Here is an 18761-nt window from a genome sequence, read left to right on the forward strand (position 1 = left end):
CTATCATGTCCGAATCCTCTTCAACCAAATTAGACAAATCAGATAACTCAGGCAATTCTAAAACTCGTCAATTGCTTGGTATGAAAGGTGCCGCCTCGGGAGAGACTTCTCTCTGGAAAATAAGGTTGCAACTGATGAAGCCCATCACATGGATTCCCTTAATTTGGGGGGTAGTGTGTGGAGCAGCCTCTTCCGGTAATTTTTCGTGGACTCTGGAAAATGTCCTTTTAGCAGCAGCCTGTATGTTCCTTTCTGGACCATTAATGACTGGATATACCCAAACCGTTAATGAACTATATGACCGCGAAATTGATGCTATCAACGAGCCTTATCGCCCCATTCCTTCGGGAGCAATTTCTCTACCACAAGTAAAAGTACAGATTTTTGTACTCTTGTTGGCAGGATTAGCATTGGCTTATGGTTTGGATGTAGCCGTAGATCATGATTTTCCTACTATTCTCTGTATTGCTCTTGGTGGTTCGTTTATCGCTTATATTTATTCTGCGCCACCATTAAAACTCAAGCAAAATGGTTGGTTGGGCACTTATGCTTTGGGTTCGAGTTATATTGCCTTGCCCTGGTGGACTGGTCATGCCCTGTTTGGTCATCTAAACTGGACAATTGTAATTTTGACCCTAATTTACAGTTTTGCTGGATTGGGTATAGCTATTGTTAATGATTTTAAGAGTGTAGAAGGCGATCGCGCTTTGGGTTTAAAATCCCTGCCTGTTATGTTTGGAGTAACTACTGCAGCTTGGATTTGTGTCATTGCGATCGATATTTTTCAACTTGGTATCGGCAGTTATTTAGTAGCAATTCATGAAAATATTTATGCCATTATTGTTTTTTGCTTAGTCGTACCTCAGATAGTGTTTCAGAATATATATTTTCTCAAGAATCCCCTGGAATACGATGTTAAATATCAAGCTAGTGCCCAGCCTTTTCTGGTTTTAGGAATGCTATTTACAGGTCTGGCTTTGGGACATGCAGGAATTTAAAGGTTAGTTAGCAATCCAATTCAGGCTAACAAAGTAACCTGAATTACCAGAGCGATCGACAATTTTGGTTATATTTTTGAGCTTGAGATTGAAGGGAATAGCGGTGGTAATGTACTTCTGTACGTACATCCCAATGTCAGGAGCAAGGTAGTTAGCAGTAAAAGCGGCTATTCCTATACCTAGTAGCTGATGAATTGGTTCTCGTGGCAGGGTAAAGTGAGCTGTTATAGCCATTCCCGTGGTAAGCATTACAGCAACGGAAGAATTTGTACCACATCGAGGATGAAGTGCTAAATTCCACTCTCCTTGCTGGAGGCGAGTTAAAGCTGAAGCTACTGCCTTTCTTAACTTGTTGGGGTTTATATCACCATAGAGATAAAACCCTTTTTCAGTAGAAAGCCCACCAATAGTTTCATTATCAGTGGACAAATAATTAATAGAAAATTTATTTTTCTTCGAGTTGAGTGGATTGCTTAACATCCAAACAGTAGCATGTTCCAATGCGTGAACCTGACGTATGATAAGCAACTCCTTTAAGCCAGGAATAAAGCCGAGCTGTTTAATTATTTCACTATCTTGATTGGGATTAGTGAGGGCAAAATCAAATCCTGCAATATTGTAAGTGGCATCGCTCATAATTGTTTCAGACGATCGCTCATGGTATTCAGTATCAGGAATTTTATGGCTATTGCTGCTTTCATTAATACTGAAGATACATAATTTTATAGTTTTAATCGTTTCAATTATTGTATCGTCTGCAATCGAAGGATTTAAGACCAAATGAGACCATCTAGGCAGTACTTTTCAGTCTTTCGAGTTTTTTAACTCTCAACACAATATTAATTATTTGTTTGTCATTGAACTCTAAAAGCTAATTTTTACCATTCCTCATACCAAGTAACTACTCCCAACCCTAGACTACACTTGGCAAAAGCTGTATCAAAATTTCGATTTTCTGACGTAAGCTAATTAAGATTTTCTTCAACCGGAGCGGTGCTTCTGATTTTGGCTGTAGCTGGGAAATATTTGTTGATTCTATTTCAGGAATGGTAAGCGCAACCTGATCTTCAGTTAACTCAACTGATTTGGGTTGGGGTATGTCAATGGTTGCTAACGGTTCTTCTTTAACAGAATCAACTTTTTCAATTGTCATCGTTTTAGCCGGTTTTTCTGGCTCAACTTCAATATTTGGCAACTCTGGTTTAACAAACTCAGATTCACTGGTTTCAATATCAGGTATTACTTCTGAATCATTGTTATCTTGAGTTTCTGGCGAGACTTCTGATTCCTTGTTCAAGCTCTCAGCAGGGGATGCTTCCGATTCTTCTACTGATTTGGGGCTATCTTGTTTCGTTATTGTCTCTGAGGCAGCATTAGCCTTTGAATTGGGAATTGCTCTTAACTGATTGTCTTCTGTTGTTGTTATTTCTAATTCTGTTTCTGTTTCTGTTTCTGTTTCTGGTTCTGTTTCTGATTCAGAAGTATCTTCCGAATCTTCAGAGATAATTTCGGATTCAATAAGATTATTTTCGGGTTCAACTAATGGTTCAATAATTTCTGCTGCTTCCTCTGGCAGAATATAATAATTCTGCTCAACTATTGCATGAGCTTCTGTGGGAGAAATTTTATTTGTAACTAATTTAGCTAAAGTATCGGTTTGTCCCGGAGCGTAATTTATTACCCTAACCGTATTGTTAAAAGTATTTTCAATATTATTTCCTGTTTCATCAATCAATTCTAGCTGAATCCAATTGTTTCCTTGGTTGAATCCTGTTAAGTAAATTGGCTGCCAATTTTCGAGAATAAAACTTGTTCCGTTAACAGTTGCTCTAATACGCCAATCTTGGACTTCTGAACTACTTTGGGCTACGGAATGTAGCGGAGCATTGGTTAAATAATAATCAAGCATCAACGGCTCCGCACTATAAGTTCCAGTCGGATTACTATAGGTCAATAAAGGTAAATTTGGATCAGGACGATTATCATTAGTTTCTGTTAAAACACTAAAAGTTGTTTGAGCATAAGCACCTTCATTTTTAAAACTTTCTCCCCAAGGACTAGTAGCAAAGACTCTAATGGTGTGTGTTCCTGGAGAGAGGTTCTCTAAGATTATTGGCTCATCTAGATTGTATAGAGGTCGAGATGGTTCATTGTCTAATATCAAATTGAGATGATTACCAAGCCTGAGTTTATCATCTTGAAATATTGGTAAGTCTTGTACTTGTAATTCAACAGTAATATCGGTTTGATTCAATACTTGTTCAGCTTCGGGTGAGATAATCTGGACTTGAGGAGCGTATTGTTCCAGCTCTTTATTTAATTCTTTAATCGTTTTAGGTGTGGCTATTTCAGCTAAGTTGCTGTTTGGAGAAGATGTGGAGTTGATGCTGTTATCGAAACTTTTTCCCAAAATATCCAAAGGATTACCAATTCCGACCTGTCCACAACCAACTAAATAACTCAAACAGATGAATAATAAGCAAAATTTAATAGTTTTCATTGACATCCATCAATAATTTACAAATAAAAAAATTGTCAAGACTTCAAGCAAATTTGAATCAATCCTTTCCCTTTACTAAATTACATCAGGATCTGAAACATTTTGAGCAAGCTGATCATATTGCTTTTTGTAAAGATAATTTGTGTTTTGTATACTTTTGCCGAAAAACTTCGGAGGTGGAAACCTTGATAAATCAATAGTCGCGTCCATTTAAAATTTTGTTAAGCTTTCCCAAGATTGCCGAGTTCTGAGCCTTATGATCATATAAAGTAATGCCTGTAGCTTAAACTCTAAACCTAAAGGAGGAAAGCTATCTTAGGTTATATAAAAAGCAGTGATTTTCGCTGAACTTTTTACATAATAAAGAACTTATTCTTCGGAATAAGAAAGTCTAAATCTAAAATCTATTGCCCTGAGAGGAGAATCCTCATGACAATCAGTCCTCAAAAAGAAGAGGCGAAAGTCAAGGTAACAGTTGATGTAGATCCAGTTCCTACTTCTTTCGAGAAGTGGGGAAAGCCAGGTCACTTTGACCGAACTTTAGCCAGAGGTCCTAAGACTACCACCTGGATTTGGAATCTTCACGCTGATGCTCATGATTTTGACAGTCATACCAGTGACTTAGAAGATATTTCGCGAAAAATATTTAGCGCGCACTTTGGTCACCTAGCGGTGGTTTTTGTTTGGTTAAGCGGAATGTATTTCCACGGAGCCCGTTTTTCCAACTATGAAGCTTGGTTAAGTGATCCCACAGCGATCAAGCCTAGCGCGCAAGTAGTATGGCCAATCGTTGGTCAAGGAATTTTAAATGGCGATGTGGGCGGTGGCTTCCACGGAATTCAGATTACTTCTGGTTTCTTCTATTTGTGGAGAGCTTCTGGATTCACCAATAGTTACCAGCTATACTGCACTGCTATTGGTGGATTAGTGATGGCTGCCCTGATGATCTTTGCGGGTTGGTTCCACTACCACAAAAAAGCTCCTAAATTGGAATGGTTCCAGAACGTGGAATCAATGATGAACCACCATTTGGCTGGTTTATTAGGCTTAGGTTCTTTGGGTTGGGCTGGACACCAAATTCACGTATCATTGCCAATCAACAAACTTTTAGATGCAGGAGTAGCTCCAGCAGATATCCCTCTACCCCATGAATTTATTTTGAATGGTGGTAGTAAAATGGCTGAGCTATATCCTAGTTTTGCCGAAGGGTTAAGACCATTTTTCACCTTGAACTGGGGTGTATATTCTGACTTCTTGACCTTCAAAGGTGGTTTGAATCCAGTAACAGGTGGATTATGGTTGTCTGACACAGCTCACCATCACTTAGCGATCGCTGTACTGTTTATTATTGCTGGTCATATGTACCGTACCAACTACGGTATTGGTCACAGCATGAAAGAAATTCTTGACGGTCATCAAGGCGATCCTTTGCTGTTTGGTGGTAAAGGGCACCAAGGTCTTTATGAAGTTCTGACAACTTCTTGGCATGCTCAATTGGCAGTTAACCTGGCTCTGCTTGGTTCTCTGACAATTATTGTTGCCCAGCATATGTATGCGATGCCTCCTTATCCATATCAAGCGATTGACTATGGTACTCAAATATCGTTATTCACTCATCACATGTGGATTGGTGGATTTCTGATTGTTGGTGCTGGAGCGCACGGTGCTATCTATATGGTGCGTGACTATGACCCGGCAAAGAATGTTGATAATGTGATCGACCGTGTGCTTCGTGTTCGCGATGCGATTATCTCTCACCTGAACTGGGTATGTATATTCCTCGGCTTTCATAGCTTTGGATTGTATATCCATAACGACACCATGAGAGCTTTGGGTCGTCCCCAAGATATGTTCTCCGATACAGCAATTCAGCTACAGCCCATCTTTGCTCAGTGGATCCAAAATATCCATACTCTTGCTCCCGGCAATACTGCTCCAACAGCTTTAGAGCCAGTCAGCCATGCTTTTGGTGGTGGTGTAGTAGCGGTTGGAGGCAAGGTGGCAATGATGCCTATTGCTTTAGGTACTGCTGACTTTATGGTTCACCATATCCACGCATTTACAATCCATGTAACTGTATTAATTCTGTTGAAAGGTGTTCTCTACGCTCGTAGTTCTCGCCTTATTCCAGATAAAGGAAACCTCGGCTTCCGCTTCCCTTGCGATGGTCCTGGTCGTGGTGGTACTTGTCAAGTATCAGGCTGGGATCACGTATTCCTCGGCTTGTTCTGGATGTATAATTCCATCTCTGTGGTGATTTTCCACTTTAGTTGGAAGATGCAGTCGGATGTATGGGGAACAGTTTCTCCAGATGGTACGGTGTCCCATATAACTGCTGGTAACTTTGCCCAGAGTGCAATTTGTATCAATGGTTGGTTACGTGATTTCTTGTGGGCGCAAGCTTCTCAAGTAATTAATAGTTATGGTTCAGCCCTATCTGCTTACGGCATTATGTTCTTAGCCGGTCACTTTATCTTTGCGTTTAGCTTGATGTTCCTCTTCAGTGGACGTGGCTATTGGCAAGAACTTATTGAGTCAATTGTTTGGGCTCATAATAAGTTAAAAGTAGCTCCAGCTATTCAACCTCGTGCTTTAAGTATTACTCAAGGTCGCGCAGTGGGTGTAGCTCACTACCTTTTAGGAGGAATTGTTACCACTTGGGCATTCTTCTTAGCAAGGACGCTTTCGTTGTAGATGTACTTAGAAGTTCTGCCAGTCTCTCAAGATGGTTAAAGCTTAAATAGTTGAATCTGTCTTGTGAGATTGGCTAGTATAACCATAACCTTGAACCTCTGTTCAAGATTAGTATTCGCGAAGAAAACTCAGCGGTAAATGACTGAGTCAGTGGACTCATTTAGCAGCCGTGTTTTAATAAAATTACCGCCCAGTAATATTTAATATTGAAGGTGGTAACAAAAAGCCAAAAATGAGTAGTAAATAATAGCAATATTAGCCTCATTTTTCACCCTACAGGAGAATTCTACCCATAACCTATGGCAACTAAATTCCCGAAATTTAGCCAGGATCTCGCACAAGATCCGACTACTCGTCGGATTTGGTACGGAATTGCCACTGCTCATGACTTTGAGCTGCATGATGGTATGACTGAAGAAAATCTGTATCAAAAGATTTTCGCCTCTCATTTTGGTCATATAGCAATCATCTTTTTGTGGACTTCTGGTACCCTGTTCCACGTAGCTTGGCAAGGTAACTTTGAACAGTGGATAAAAGATCCTTTAAACATAAGCCCAATCGCACATGCGATTTGGGATCCCCACTTTGGTAAAGGTGCGATCGATGCTTTTACTCAGGGTGGTGCTTCTAGCCCCGTAAATATTGCCTACTCTGGGGTATACCATTGGTTTTATACCATTGGGATGACAACCAACCAAGAGCTTTACCAAGGATCGATCTTCTTATTGATTCTTTCCTCTCTATTTTTGTTTGCTGGTTGGTTACACTTGCAACCTAAGTTCCGTCCTAGCTTGGCTTGGTTTAAGAATGCTGAGTCTCGTCTCAATCACCATTTAGCTGGCTTGTTTGGGGTTAGTTCATTGGCTTGGACTGGACACCTAGTTCATGTTGCTATCCCCGAATCTCGTGGACAGCATGTAGGTTGGGATAACTTCCTGTCTACTCCTCCCCATCCCGCAGGTTTAGGACCTTTCTTTAGCCTTAACTGGGGTGTTTATGCTCAGAATCCTGATACTGCTGGTCATGTATTTGGTACTTCTGAGGGAGCAGGAACAGCTATCTTGACTTTCCTAGGCGGTTTCCATCCTCAAACTGAGTCTCTCTGGCTGACAGATATTGCTCATCACCACTTAGCGATCGCCGTAATCTTTATCATTGCTGGTCATATGTACCGTACTAACTTCGGTATTGGTCACGATATGAAAACGATTATGGCAGCTCACAGACCTCCTGAAGGTACTCCCTTTGGTGGAATGTTAGGTGAAGGTCATAAAGGAATATATGACACTTATAACAATTCTCTGCACTTCCAATTAGGTTGGCACTTGGCTTGTTTAGGTGTAATTACCTCCTTAGTGGCTCAGCATATGTATTCGATGCCTTCTTATGCGTTTATTGCTAAGAGCTATACGACTCAAGCTGCTCTGTATACCCATCACCAATATATTGCTGGGTTCCTGATGGTCGGTGCGTTTGCTCACGGTGCAATCTTCCTCGTAAGAGATTACGACCCTGAAGCTAATAAAAATAACGTATTGTATCGGGTACTAGAACACAAAGAAGCGATTATTTCCCACTTAAGTTGGGTTTCACTCTTCCTAGGTTTCCATACCTTGAGTCTGTATGTTCACAATGATGTAGTAGTTGCTTTTGGTACTCCTGAAAAGCAAATTCTCATCGAACCAGTTTTTGCTCAATGGATTCAGGCAGCTCACGGTAAAGTGCTATATGGATTTGATACTTTGCTTTCCAATCCTGACAGTCTAGCTGCAACTGCTTGGCCAAATCACGGTGCAGTTTGGCTTTCTGGATGGTTAGATGCGATTAATAGTGGTACTAATTCCCTCTTCTTGACCATTGGTCCTGGCGACTTTTTGGTTCACCATGCGATCGCTCTAGGTTTACATACCACAGTTCTTATCCTAGTTAAGGGTGCTTTAGATGCTCGTGGTTCAAAACTAATGCCCGACAAGAAAGACTTCGGTTTTGCCTTCCCTTGTGATGGTCCTGGCCGTGGCGGTACTTGTGATATCTCTGCATGGGATGCCTTTTACCTTGCCATGTTCTGGATGCTCAACACCCTGGGATGGTTGACGTTCTACTGGCATTGGAAACATCTTGGTATATGGCAGGGTAACGTTGCTACGTTCAACGAAAACTCTACTTACTTGATGGGTTGGTTCCGGGATTATCTCTGGGCAAACTCTGCTCAACTAATCAATGGTTACAACCCCTACGGTGTAAACAACCTTTCTGTTTGGGCCTGGATGTTCCTCTTCGGACACCTAGTTTGGGCAACTGGTTTCATGTTCCTCATCTCTTGGCGTGGTTATTGGCAAGAGTTGATCGAAACTATTGTTTGGGCGCACGAGCGTACTCCTCTAGCTAACTTAGTTCGCTGGAAAGACAAGCCGGTTGCTCTTTCAATCGTTCAAGCTCGTGTAGTTGGTTTAGCTCACTTTACAGTTGGCTATATTCTGACCTATGCGGCGTTCTTAATTGCTTCTACTGCTGGTAAGTTTGGCTAGCAACAGTTACGACATATCAGGTAGTTAAGCAATAAATTCCTTGCCTTCGGGTAGGGAATTTTTATTTTCTTTCGGGATTAGATTCCACAGATTGGTCGAGTTTTGCTCGACAAAATAGACTATGAACAGTTACGCTTTAGACTGAAAATTGGTATTCAATTTGTTGTCAATCAATCTTTAAAATTGCACTTAAAACGATTGACATATCAAAACATATCTTATACCGTTTTAAATTTAAAAGACAACAGATCGTTTGTGTAGGGGCGCATGGCAATGCGCCCCTACGATCAATGTGTAGTCAAAGCTATTCAATTTAGTATTAAGTAATATTGTATTATTTAATAAATATTTTAATGATTCATAAATTGCATTGATAAGTTGAAATAAGTGCATTTGTATTGTTTTCGCTCAATTTAAACTAATATAATAGAAAGTATGTTCTTATACAGAAATCATACTATTATCGCTAATTTTGTAAGTAAAAGAGTTATTTTGAGCAATTGGTCATGAATAATACTCAAATTGAAAATTCCGCAGAACAGGGGCCGTCAGTACCTGATGCGACCGATTTAATAGAATCGCACCAAGTGGAACAAAAACTAGAATTATACGAAGATATATTTAAGCATCAGCAGGAACAAATAGATTTATTAACCAGAGAATTAGAACGGCTTAAAAATTCTCCTAGCAAAACTAAATTTAGTCAGAAAAGTTGGAAAAGTCTCTGGCGGAGATTAACCCAATATTTTGCCAGTATTCATGGAAGCTCTACTTATCAACCTCGGTTTTCACTTGCTCAAATTGTATTTTCATATCTAGGTAGTTTTATTGGGATTGGTGCATTAGCATATCTTAGTATTGTTTCCGACTATCCTTTAATTGCTGCTCCTTTTGGAGCTGCTGCTGTTTTGGTATTTGCAGTTCCCAATAGTCCTTTAGCTCAACCGCGAAATTTGATCTTTGGCAATTTGATTGGTGGAATTGTCAGTATACTGATGGTCTATCTTTTTGGTTCAGAAGCTTGGGTGATGGCTTTATCAGTGGCGACCGCAATTAAAGTGATGCAGTTAACTAAAACTTTACATCCTCCTGGAGGTGCTGTAGCTTTAGTAGGAGTGATGAGCGAGGCTGATTTGAGTTTTTTATTGACCCCAGTGTTGGCCGGTTCAATTATTTTGTTATTTTGCACCTTAGGTTTCAATAATCTCATGCCAGAGCGTTCTTATCCTCGCCATTGGTTATAAGCTGCACAGTCCATATTTAATTCAATAAATCAATATCTAAAATTAGACAACTTGTGGGCAAGTTAAATAATAAAAGAAAGCGAGTTTTAATAGTAGTTTTGGCGGCAGTTATCGGTAACGCTATAGTAACATCTACACCTACTTTAAATATAGAAAACAGTAAAAATATTTTCTTGACATTTGCTAATGTAGTAATGTTTTTGATGGTTTGGGATACTTATTTTGATGAAAAAATTAGTCAAAAAGGTGTTCTATCTTTCTTGCAAGATTTATTATCTATTACTTTAGTTAGCCTTATTACCACCTTTATTATTTCTAAAGTAATTACTAAAAATATTAATAATTTGATCGCTATTTTAGGTTCTCTGGGTTGGTTAATTGCTGGCTTGATCGCGGGAGGGGTAACAGGGATTTTAGGTATAGGTTGGGCATTATACTGTGACGATCTTTATCGCAATTCAACATAAAACCCGCTAATTTGTTCAATTAACGGGCAAAAGCGTAAGATGATATTAGCTTATCCTCAGTAAAACTGAGATGTCCCCTATACTTCTTGTCTTGCCAAAAGAACAGGACAGGGAGCTTTGATCCGAATATAATCAGACAAGGAACTACCCAACAGACGATCTATATCAGGTAAATTCTTGGCGATCGAAGGGCGACGTTCAGGAGAACCCAAAATTAATAAATCAATATTTCTCGCTTCAGCTAAGCTACAAATCTTTTGTGCCGGTCTACCACCTGATAGCAGACATTGATAGTCAAGACCCATTCTTTTCACTTTGGCGATCGCTGGTGCCAGAATGGGATTATTTTCTATATCTTCTTTCGATAGAGCTAGATTGGGATCTAAATCAGGGTTGACACGAGTTAAGAATATTTCCGCATCTGAATATCCTTGAAGTAAAGACAAAGCTTCATCCAAAGCATATTGAGCAGAGGGAGACTTGTCGATCGCCACCATAACTCGTTTCAGCTTTTTGACGTAGATATCGTCTTTGATCAGCAGCATGGAACGATCAGTTAATTGAAATACATACTGGCTCACAGAATTACTCAAAATAGACTGTAGTTTACCTAAACCTCTTGAGCCCATGATAATTAAGTCAGCATCAGTATCTTGAGCAACTTTTAACACTGTGGTTTTAGTGTCTCCTTCTTCAACTATATAACTTACTTTGTCTTTGTCTATTCCCAATTTAGTTACCAGGTCATCAATATTCGATTGTGCAGCTTCTTTGACCTCTTCTGTTTCTTTGGTGGTTTTGGGTGATACAACACGTAGGATTGATAATTGAGTGTTTTTGGTGGCAGGAAGCTCAAGCAAAATTTTGAGCATATCTTGAGCATTATCGGCACCAGAATCTGCATATAAGATTTTATTAAGCATTTCTCACCCTAAATATTTTGATCACATTTGATTTTTCTGATGATTATAGATTACTGCTAATTCCAACCCTAAAGATTATTAGCGTGTAGAAAACTTACATTTGTTAAATTAATTTCTAAAATTAACTGGGATAAATTTTCTGTCTCAAAAAGAACAGTACTGCTCTGAATGAAATTTAATCAACAGCTTGAAATGCTGTGAATAAAATGTATTTTGTGGATTTGTGTCATCTTAATAAAGGCGTAAATTGATTAGTTAAGGTTGGCAATGGATTACAAAAACAAAATTTTAGACGAAATTGAGACTATTTCCGAATCATTGTTGCCTGAGGTGTTAAATTTTATCCAATCCCTCAAATCGAAATCGACGGACGCTCCCAAGACAAATCTGGTTAGCAACTCGCAATTATCCCATCCTAAGGAAGAAGTGATTATCTATACAGATGGTGCTTGCACTGGCAATCCTGGTGCGGGGGGATATGGTGCAGTACTCATCTTTGGAGATCGACGACAGGAAATTTCTGGTGGGTATCAACTCACTACCAATAATCGCATGGAAATGATGGGAGCGATCACTGCCTTAAAATCCTTGGAACATAAGTCCAAGGTAAAACTTCACAGCGACTCTAAGTATATTGTCGATGCCATAGTCAAAGGCTGGGCTAAAAAATGGCAAGCCAACGGTTGGAAAAGAAATAAAAAAGAAATGGCTAAAAATCCCGATCTGTGGCAACAATTACTAGAACTCTGTCAAATCCACGATGTTGAATTTGTTTGGGTAAAAGGTCATGCCGGAATCCCCGAAAATGAAAGATGCGATCGCCTTGCTGTTAGTGCAGCACAACAGGGAAACTTAGCAACAGATCAAGGATATATTAGCTAAGGCTCTACTGATTACTGATTACTGATTACTGATTACTGATTACTGATTACTGATTACTGATTACTGATTACTGACTTTAAGGCCAAGTCAATTTTAGATTTTTGAGGTTGGGTAATTTCAGCAATTATGTCGGGGCCAAAAAACTTCTCAATTTTTTCTCGTCTTTCTTGCCATTGTTCTAGGGAGAAAAATGGTGAATCAAATTCCATCAATAAAGTGTAAGCACCATCTCTAGATTGCTCTTGAATACCAACTAACTCTGGTCTGTCTGCATCTGAAGGACTTAAACCTAATTTCTCTAAGGATTCGTCTAAATGTGCTTCCTGTCCATAGCGATAGCGAGTCACATCTTTCCGTAACTGTTCTTGGGTTGGAGTAGCCTGCGATCGCAGTTTTTCAACTTCAGGAGTAGTTTCAGTAGTATAAGGTACTGGCTTTAATTCGGCAGCCTTGAGAGCCAAACCACCTAATAACAAAGGAATTCCATAAAAGAAACCCGCTAAATTAAGAGTGTTCATGCCGACAGCATAGGCATAAAAACCAACAGCAGTTAGAATTCCTCCAACAGTTAAGCCTACAGCCGCCAATGGTATTTTACGCAACATAATAAAAAATTGTTTAAATTTGTCAATATTGTCTATTCTAGAGCTATTGGATACTCGAATTAAATAAATTATGGATCAAGTTGATATTAAAGCGAGAATTACTCAGATAGCCTCAAAAAGAGATTCTCTAGTGGAATTACTGGAAAGACCTAATTTAGGAACTCTGAGAATAGATGTAGACCAAGCATTAGAAGAATTAGACGAATTAATTGAAGAGTTTAACGAAACTTTTCCTGAAGAGAATTCTTAGAACTAGATCCCAAAATTTAAGAAAGACACTTGGAGATTGACACGGTGAAATATTTCTTTCTGAGTGATGGCTGGACATATGGTAGAGTATGGGAATTCGGAGGACTTTGGGATCAAAATAGTTGGGGACGCAAACCAAAAATCAAACGACTCAATTGTGGCACTAAACAGCAAGGAGAAACTTTATGGCTTCATGCTGTAGAAGATGCTGTGCTGATGGTTGAGGTTCAACCTCATACAAAAACTCAAAATATATCTTCTAGTATTGGTCAAGTTGTACTCAAGCGTTTAATTAGTGCTGAACAAGTAATCGAAGTTTTGACTCGTTCCGAATCAATTTTCAACTCGTCTGAATAAATTAGAAACCAAACAACTCAGAATTAATTTATCCTCATCTTTGTCATATAAGTTAACTTTTGTCGATAACTATCGATAAATCTTGCAATAGGTTCTAACAATAGTTACACTTCTTTAAATAATAGTAATTTCAAGGGATGCTTGAATAAGCTCATTTTTTTGTTGGTTAGTTTCAGGATTTCCTGGTCAACCACAAGGTTTGAGGCATAAATACAGATTACAAAATAACAGTCAACGTTGATGCTCTAATTAAACCTATAGCATTTGCGTAAGCCAGAAATATCTGGTTCAACTAGACAAATTATTTAATGAATAGGAGGAGCGTAGTCTATGGGACTACCTTGGTATCGAGTTCACACAGTCGTCCTGAATGACCCAGGAAGGCTTATATCAGTTCATCTAATGCACACCGCTTTAGTAGCAGGGTGGGCGGGGTCTATGGCTCTATTTGAGTTGGCAACTTTTGATCCCAGCGATTCTGTACTTAACCCCATGTGGCGGCAGGGTATGTTCGTCTTGCCTTTTATGGCTCGTTTAGGTGTAGATACATCTTGGGGTGGCTGGAGTGTTACTGGTGAAACTGGACTAAATCCCGGTTTTTGGTCTTTTGAAGGTGTTGCGATCGCGCATATCGTATTATCCGGGTTGCTGTTCTTGGCAGCAGTTTGGCATTGGGTGTACTGGGATCTAGATTTATTTGTAGATCCTCGTACTGGTCAGACAGCTTTGGATTTACCCAAAATGTTTGGTATTCATTTGTTCTTGTCTGGTCTTCTTTGTTTCGGTTTTGGAGCATTTCACCTCACAGGTTTGTGGGGACCAGGAATGTGGGTATCAGACGCATTTGGTGTGACTGGTCATGTCCAACCAGTGGCTCCTGAATGGGGTCCATCAGGGTTTAATCCCTTTAACCCTGGCGGTGTTGTAGCGCACCACATTGCTGCTGGTGTGGTCGGAATTATTGCTGGTTTATTTCATCTCAGTGTTCGTCCTCCAGAAAGACTATATAAGGCTCTCAGGATGGGTAATATTGAAACAGTTCTCTCCAGTAGTATTGCGGCAGTATTCTTCGCGGCATTCGTGGTGACAGGAACTATGTGGTACGGTAATGCCACTACTCCTATCGAATTGTTTGGACCTACTCGTTATCAGTGGGATTCGGGGTACTTTAAACAGGAAATGGAACGACGTGTTGAAACCAGCATGGATGATGGCTTAACTCGCTCCGAAGCTTGGTCAAGAATTCCTGAGAAACTTGCCTTCTACGACTATGTAGGAAATAGTCCCGCTAAGGGAGGTTTATTCCGTACCGGCGCAATGGATAGTGGTGATGGTATTGCCCAAGAGTGGTTAGGACACGCTGTATTCACTGATAGTGAAGGTCGTGAACTGGAGGCTCGTCGTATGCCTAACTTCTTTGAAACCTTCCCTGTTATTTTGACAGATGCAGATGGAGTTGTCAGAGCCGATATACCTTTCCGTCGTGCAGAATCTAAACTGAGTGTAGAACAAAGTGGAGTTAACGTCAGCTTCTATGGTGGTGCTTTAGATGGTCAGACATTTAACGATGCACCAACTGTCAAAAAATATGCTCGTAAAGCGCAACTAGGTGAAGCTTTCTCGTTTGACACAGAAACTTTAGACTCTGACGGTGTATTCCGTACTAGTCCTCGAGGTTGGTTCACTTTCGGTCACGCTTGTTTCGCTCTATTATTCTTCTTTGGTCATATTTGGCATGGTTCTCGTACTTTGTACAGAGATGTATTTGCTGGTGTTGACCCTGAACTAGAAGAGGAGCAAGTAGAATGGGGCTTCTATCAAAAAGTGGGTGATAAATCTACTCGTTCCCAACAAGAAGCCTAGAAATTTCTCTAAGCTGTTTTAAAGCATAATTTGAAGAGGGAAGATGGTAAATGTATAATAGTTTTTATTTTTTATCATCTTCCTTCTGGCTAAGATTTTAATCAGTTGAGAGAATTCTGAAGAATAGTAATTTTGTTGGTAGAATAACAAGTAAAGGCATTTTAGGAATTTAAATATGGAAGCTGTTGCATACATTTTAGTTTTGACTATGGCACTCGCAGTTCTCTTTTTTGCGATCGCCTTCCGTGAACCTCCCCGTATTGAAAAGTAATTAAATTTTAAGTAGCTTAGAGTTAAGCATTTTGAAGATTTTTTCTTTTCTGAGTCTTTTTCCCTCATAGTCTGTTACAAGACAGATTATGATATGGGAAATGGCTCAGATTTGTCGTTTATATTGATTATCATGTAGCCCATTGATCACAAACATTAATTATTAGATTCATGCATTGTCCGAATTGCCAGCACACAGAAAGTCGAGTTTTAGAGTCTCGTTCTACAGAAAGTGGGCAGAGTATTCGTCGTCGTAGAGAGTGTCTCAACTGTAAACAACGTTTTACCACCTACGAGAGAATTGAGTTTGTTCCCATTACAGTAATCAAGAGAGATAGTAGTAGAGAGTCTTTTGACCGTTCTAAGCTTATTCGAGGAATAGTACGAGCTTGTGAAAAGACCACAGTATCATATCAAAAAATTGAAACAATTGTTGATGACATTGAAGCTAAACTCCAACAAAATTCAGGTAAAGAGTTCCACAGCAGGGACATCGGAGAACTGGTTTTGAACAACTTGCGTCACGAGAATGAAGTGGCTTACATTCGCTTCGCTTCAGTTTACCGAAAATTTCAGGGAATTAAAGACTTTATTGAAACTTTAAATCTACTTCAAAGTGAAAATTCTCAAGCGCAAGATTTAATCTGGCAAGATGGGGAAAACCCAACTTCATCTCCTCAGATTATTGACTGTATTTCATAGAATTGAGCAGCTAGTTTTTTAGGTGGTAATACGATAGTCTGTAAGTGGCGAAACAGTAATGACATCAGTAAAACAAACATCACGATAAAATACCAACTAAACTCAATTTTTTAGGCGACTTTTTCGGTACCAAAAGCAACCAAGAATCATAAAAAAAAGTTACAGTTAACCCAATAAAAAGTTAGAATGATATAATGCCATCTTGCCGACAAGCAAATGTATTTCATTTGCAACTACTTTTTAAAGGTCATACCTTAAATTCATTTTCGGTATCTGAAAACTAAGTGAATGTAGGTGTAGGCTGCACAATAATCAGGTGAGTGTACATCAAGCAGGAGGCTCATCAATCAAAAATATAAGAAAATACAACAAGGACATCTAACCCATATGGTCAATCAGCAAGCAAACAGTACTCAAGATATTGGTTTCACTCACGAAGATTTCGCAGCTCTCCTTGATAAATATGACTATCACTTCAGTCCTGGGGATATAGTAGCGGGAACAGTTTTTAGTATGGAACCAAGGGGAGCTCTGATTGACATTGGTGCTAAAACAGCTGCTTATATTCCGATTCAGGAAATGTCAATTAACCGCGTTGACAACCCTAGCGAAGTACTTCAAGCAGATGAAACCAGAGAGTTTTTCATTTTAACTGATGAAAATGAAGATGGACAGCTAACCCTTTCTATAAGACGTATTGAGTATATGCGTGCCTGGGAACGGGTTAGACAACTACAGCAAGAAGATGCCACGGTGCGCTCCAATGTATTTGCCACTAATCGTGGTGGTGCGTTAGTTAGAATTGAAGGGTTAAGAGGCTTTATTCCTGGTTCTCACATCAGCGCGAGGGAAACCAAAGAAGATTTAGTAGGGGAAGATTTACCACTCAAATTTTTAGAAGTAGATGAAGAACGTAATCGATTAGTTCTTAGTCATCGTCGAGCCTTAGTAGAGCGTAAGATGAATGGCTTAGAAGTAGGTCAGGTCGTCAAAGGTTCTGTGCGTGGTATCAAGCCTTATGGTGCATTTATTGACATTGGTGGGGTTAGCGGATTACTTCATATTTCCGAGATATCTCACGATCATATCGATACTCCCCACAGCGTATTTGGTGTGAATGATGAGCTAAAAGTAATGATTATCGACCTAGATGCCGAAAGAGGTCGTATATCTCTTTCCACTAAGCAGCTAGAGCCAGAACCTGGTGATATGCTCAAAAATAGAGAGATAGTATTTGAAAAAGCCGAAGAAATGGCTGAAAAGTATCGCCAGAAACTATTGGCTGAAGCGGAAGGAATTACTCTAGAAGAAGAGATTCCCTCAGCATCGGAAGAGCCTGTTGTAGCAGAAGATGCCGAGGAGACAGTAGTAAATGAGACTACAGATACAGAAGATGTAGAGGAAACAGTAGACGAAACTACAGAGGAAACAGTAGACGAAACTACAGAGGAAACAGTAGACGAAACTACAGAGGAAACAGTAGACGAAACTACAGAGGAAACAGTAGACGAAACTACAGAGGAAACAGTAGACGAAACTACAGAGGAAACAGTAGCAGTGGATTCTACCGAAGATTCTGAAGGAGAGATGGTAGGTGCTGCGGCAGAAGAATAAGTTTTATTGTGATTAGTTGCAAAATAGTATTTAGAGAGGATTATTTTCCTCTCTTTTTTATTAACTGTTTATCATAGGAGAAAGCCCTTGTCGATCGCGATCGCTTGCCAAGATCTAAAATTTGAAGACATATCTGCCATTATTTTTGATAAAGATGGTACTTTAGAAAATTCTTTAGTTTTTTGGCGAGAAGTAGGTATTAGAAGAGCCCGTATAATTGATGCTCAGATTCCAGGGGTGGGAGAGCCTTTGCTGATGTCATTTGGCATTCAGGACAATGCCTTAGATCCTACAGGTTTGTTAGCAGTTGGTAGCCGACAGGAAAATGAAATTGCGGCCGCAGCTTACATTGCTGAGACAGGACGAAGCTGGTTCGAGGCGAAACAAATTGCTCAAGAGGCGTTTAGAGAAGTATCAGAATCCAAATATTTGATTAAAAATCCTGAATCTGCCCCATTATTTCCTGAAGTGAGAGCAACACTTGAATTTTTAGCTAGTAAAGGTTTAAAATTGGGAATTCTATCTGCAGATTCAACGGAGGAAGTGACAAACTTTGTAGTCAATCATCAGCTTGAGGACTACATCAAGCTAAATATGGGAGTAGACGATGAAATTACTAAGCCAGATCCCAGACTGTTTATAGAAGCTTGCCAAGCACTAGAGGTTAGTCCTAGTCAAACCCTTATGGTTGGAGATTCTCAAGTAGACATTGCTTTGGGGATATCGGCAAATGCCGCCGGGACGATCGCGGTTTGTCGTCACGGAAATCTGGAATTATCTCAAGCAAATATTCAAATTTCTAATCTTTCAGAAATTCAAACTTTGTCATCCTCAAATTAAAACTGTATTATGTAGCTTAATCTCG

17 protein-coding genes are annotated in these 18761 nt (G+C 39.6%); 13 read left to right on the forward strand and 4 right to left on the reverse strand.

The annotated features are described in order from the left end of the window. Positions 1–5 precede the first annotated feature (5 nt). A complete protein-coding gene (chlG, locus tag PLEUR7319_RS0129220; RefSeq protein WP_019508778.1) occupies positions 6–998 on the forward strand; it encodes a chlorophyll synthase ChlG in 993 nt (330 codons plus the stop codon). Positions 999–1001: 3 nt separating this feature from the next. Here the strand turns inward: chlG and PLEUR7319_RS0129225 are convergent, their stop codons facing one another. Together PLEUR7319_RS0129225 and PLEUR7319_RS37105 are read right to left on the reverse strand one after the other, a co-directional pair. Beyond that, complete coding sequence (locus PLEUR7319_RS0129225) at positions 1002–1634, reverse strand: DUF6391 domain-containing protein (protein WP_019508779.1); 633 nt, start codon at positions 1632–1634, stop codon at positions 1002–1004. Between the two features lie 277 nt (positions 1635–1911). Then, the gene (locus tag PLEUR7319_RS37105) at positions 1912–3498 is read right to left on the reverse strand and encodes a hypothetical protein (protein WP_019508780.1); all 1587 of its coding nucleotides are present in this window, start codon (positions 3496–3498) and stop codon (positions 1912–1914) included. A gap of 429 nt (positions 3499–3927) precedes the next feature. On the opposite strand from PLEUR7319_RS37105, the gene psaA reads away from it, so the two are divergent. The 4 genes from psaA (at position 3928) to PLEUR7319_RS0129255 (ending at position 10431) form a co-directional block, all read left to right on the forward strand. Next, positions 3928–6192 carry a photosystem I core protein PsaA gene (gene psaA, locus PLEUR7319_RS0129240; protein ID WP_019508782.1) on the forward strand — a complete coding sequence of 755 codons (2265 nt, stop codon included), beginning with the start codon at positions 3928–3930 and terminating at the stop codon, positions 6190–6192. Positions 6193–6491: 299 nt separating this feature from the next. Beyond that, positions 6492–8720 (forward strand): photosystem I core protein PsaB, encoded by a 2229-nt coding sequence (psaB, locus tag PLEUR7319_RS0129245; protein ID WP_019508783.1) that lies wholly within the window; start codon positions 6492–6494, stop codon positions 8718–8720. Positions 8721–9226: 506 nt separating this feature from the next. Continuing rightward, a complete protein-coding gene (locus PLEUR7319_RS41010; protein ID WP_019508784.1) occupies positions 9227–9964 on the forward strand; it encodes an HPP family protein in 738 nt (245 codons plus the stop codon). 53 nt (positions 9965–10017) lie between these two features. Next, positions 10018–10431, forward strand: a complete 414-nt coding sequence (locus tag PLEUR7319_RS0129255) for a hypothetical protein (RefSeq protein ID WP_019508785.1) — start codon at positions 10018–10020, stop codon at positions 10429–10431. A gap of 77 nt (positions 10432–10508) precedes the next feature. On the opposite strand, the gene PLEUR7319_RS0129260 is transcribed toward PLEUR7319_RS0129255, so the two are convergent. Continuing rightward, positions 10509–11354, reverse strand: coding sequence for a universal stress protein (locus PLEUR7319_RS0129260; RefSeq protein WP_019508786.1), 846 nt, complete (start codon positions 11352–11354; stop codon positions 10509–10511). A 387-nt stretch (positions 11355–11741) separates the two neighbouring features. Here PLEUR7319_RS0129260 and rnhA point away from each other — a divergent pair, with 387 nt between their 5' ends. Next, on the forward strand, positions 11742–12236 hold the full coding sequence (gene rnhA, locus PLEUR7319_RS0129265; protein WP_371265405.1) for a ribonuclease HI: 495 nt from the start codon (positions 11742–11744) through the stop codon (positions 12234–12236). A gap of 53 nt (positions 12237–12289) precedes the next feature. Here rnhA and PLEUR7319_RS0129270 read toward each other — a convergent pair whose 3' ends face one another. After that, positions 12290–12841 carry a DUF2854 domain-containing protein gene (locus PLEUR7319_RS0129270; RefSeq protein ID WP_019508788.1) on the reverse strand — a complete coding sequence of 184 codons (552 nt, stop codon included), beginning with the start codon at positions 12839–12841 and terminating at the stop codon, positions 12290–12292. A 70-nt stretch (positions 12842–12911) separates the two neighbouring features. Here PLEUR7319_RS0129270 and PLEUR7319_RS0129275 point away from each other — a divergent pair, with 70 nt between their 5' ends. The 7 genes from PLEUR7319_RS0129275 to PLEUR7319_RS0129305 all read left to right on the forward strand — a co-directional run bounded on the left by PLEUR7319_RS0129275 (position 12912) and on the right by PLEUR7319_RS0129305 (position 18736). Further along, the gene (locus PLEUR7319_RS0129275) at positions 12912–13091 is read left to right on the forward strand and encodes a hypothetical protein (RefSeq protein ID WP_019508789.1); all 180 of its coding nucleotides are present in this window, start codon (positions 12912–12914) and stop codon (positions 13089–13091) included. A gap of 44 nt (positions 13092–13135) precedes the next feature. Beyond that, a complete protein-coding gene (locus PLEUR7319_RS0129280) occupies positions 13136–13447 on the forward strand; it encodes a hypothetical protein (protein WP_019508790.1) in 312 nt (103 codons plus the stop codon). 330 nt (positions 13448–13777) lie between these two features. Beyond that, the gene (gene psbB, locus PLEUR7319_RS0129285; protein WP_026102860.1) at positions 13778–15310 is read left to right on the forward strand and encodes a photosystem II chlorophyll-binding protein CP47; all 1533 of its coding nucleotides are present in this window, start codon (positions 13778–13780) and stop codon (positions 15308–15310) included. A gap of 175 nt (positions 15311–15485) precedes the next feature. Continuing rightward, the gene (locus PLEUR7319_RS37110) at positions 15486–15581 is read left to right on the forward strand and encodes a photosystem II reaction center protein T (protein ID WP_036799200.1); all 96 of its coding nucleotides are present in this window, start codon (positions 15486–15488) and stop codon (positions 15579–15581) included. A gap of 170 nt (positions 15582–15751) precedes the next feature. Next, complete coding sequence (nrdR, locus tag PLEUR7319_RS0129295; protein ID WP_019508793.1) at positions 15752–16282, forward strand: transcriptional regulator NrdR; 531 nt, start codon at positions 15752–15754, stop codon at positions 16280–16282. Between the two features lie 387 nt (positions 16283–16669). Then, positions 16670–17896, forward strand: coding sequence for a 30S ribosomal protein S1 (locus tag PLEUR7319_RS37115; RefSeq protein ID WP_019508794.1), 1227 nt, complete (start codon positions 16670–16672; stop codon positions 17894–17896). Positions 17897–17983: 87 nt separating this feature from the next. Further along, positions 17984–18736: an HAD family hydrolase gene (locus tag PLEUR7319_RS0129305; RefSeq protein WP_019508795.1), complete on the forward strand. Its 753-nt coding sequence runs from the start codon at positions 17984–17986 to the stop codon at positions 18734–18736. Positions 18737–18761 lie beyond the last annotated feature (25 nt).

It is taken from the genome of Pleurocapsa sp. PCC 7319 (genome assembly GCF_000332195.1).
Classification (GTDB): Bacteria; Cyanobacteriota; Cyanobacteriia; order Cyanobacteriales; family Xenococcaceae; genus Waterburya.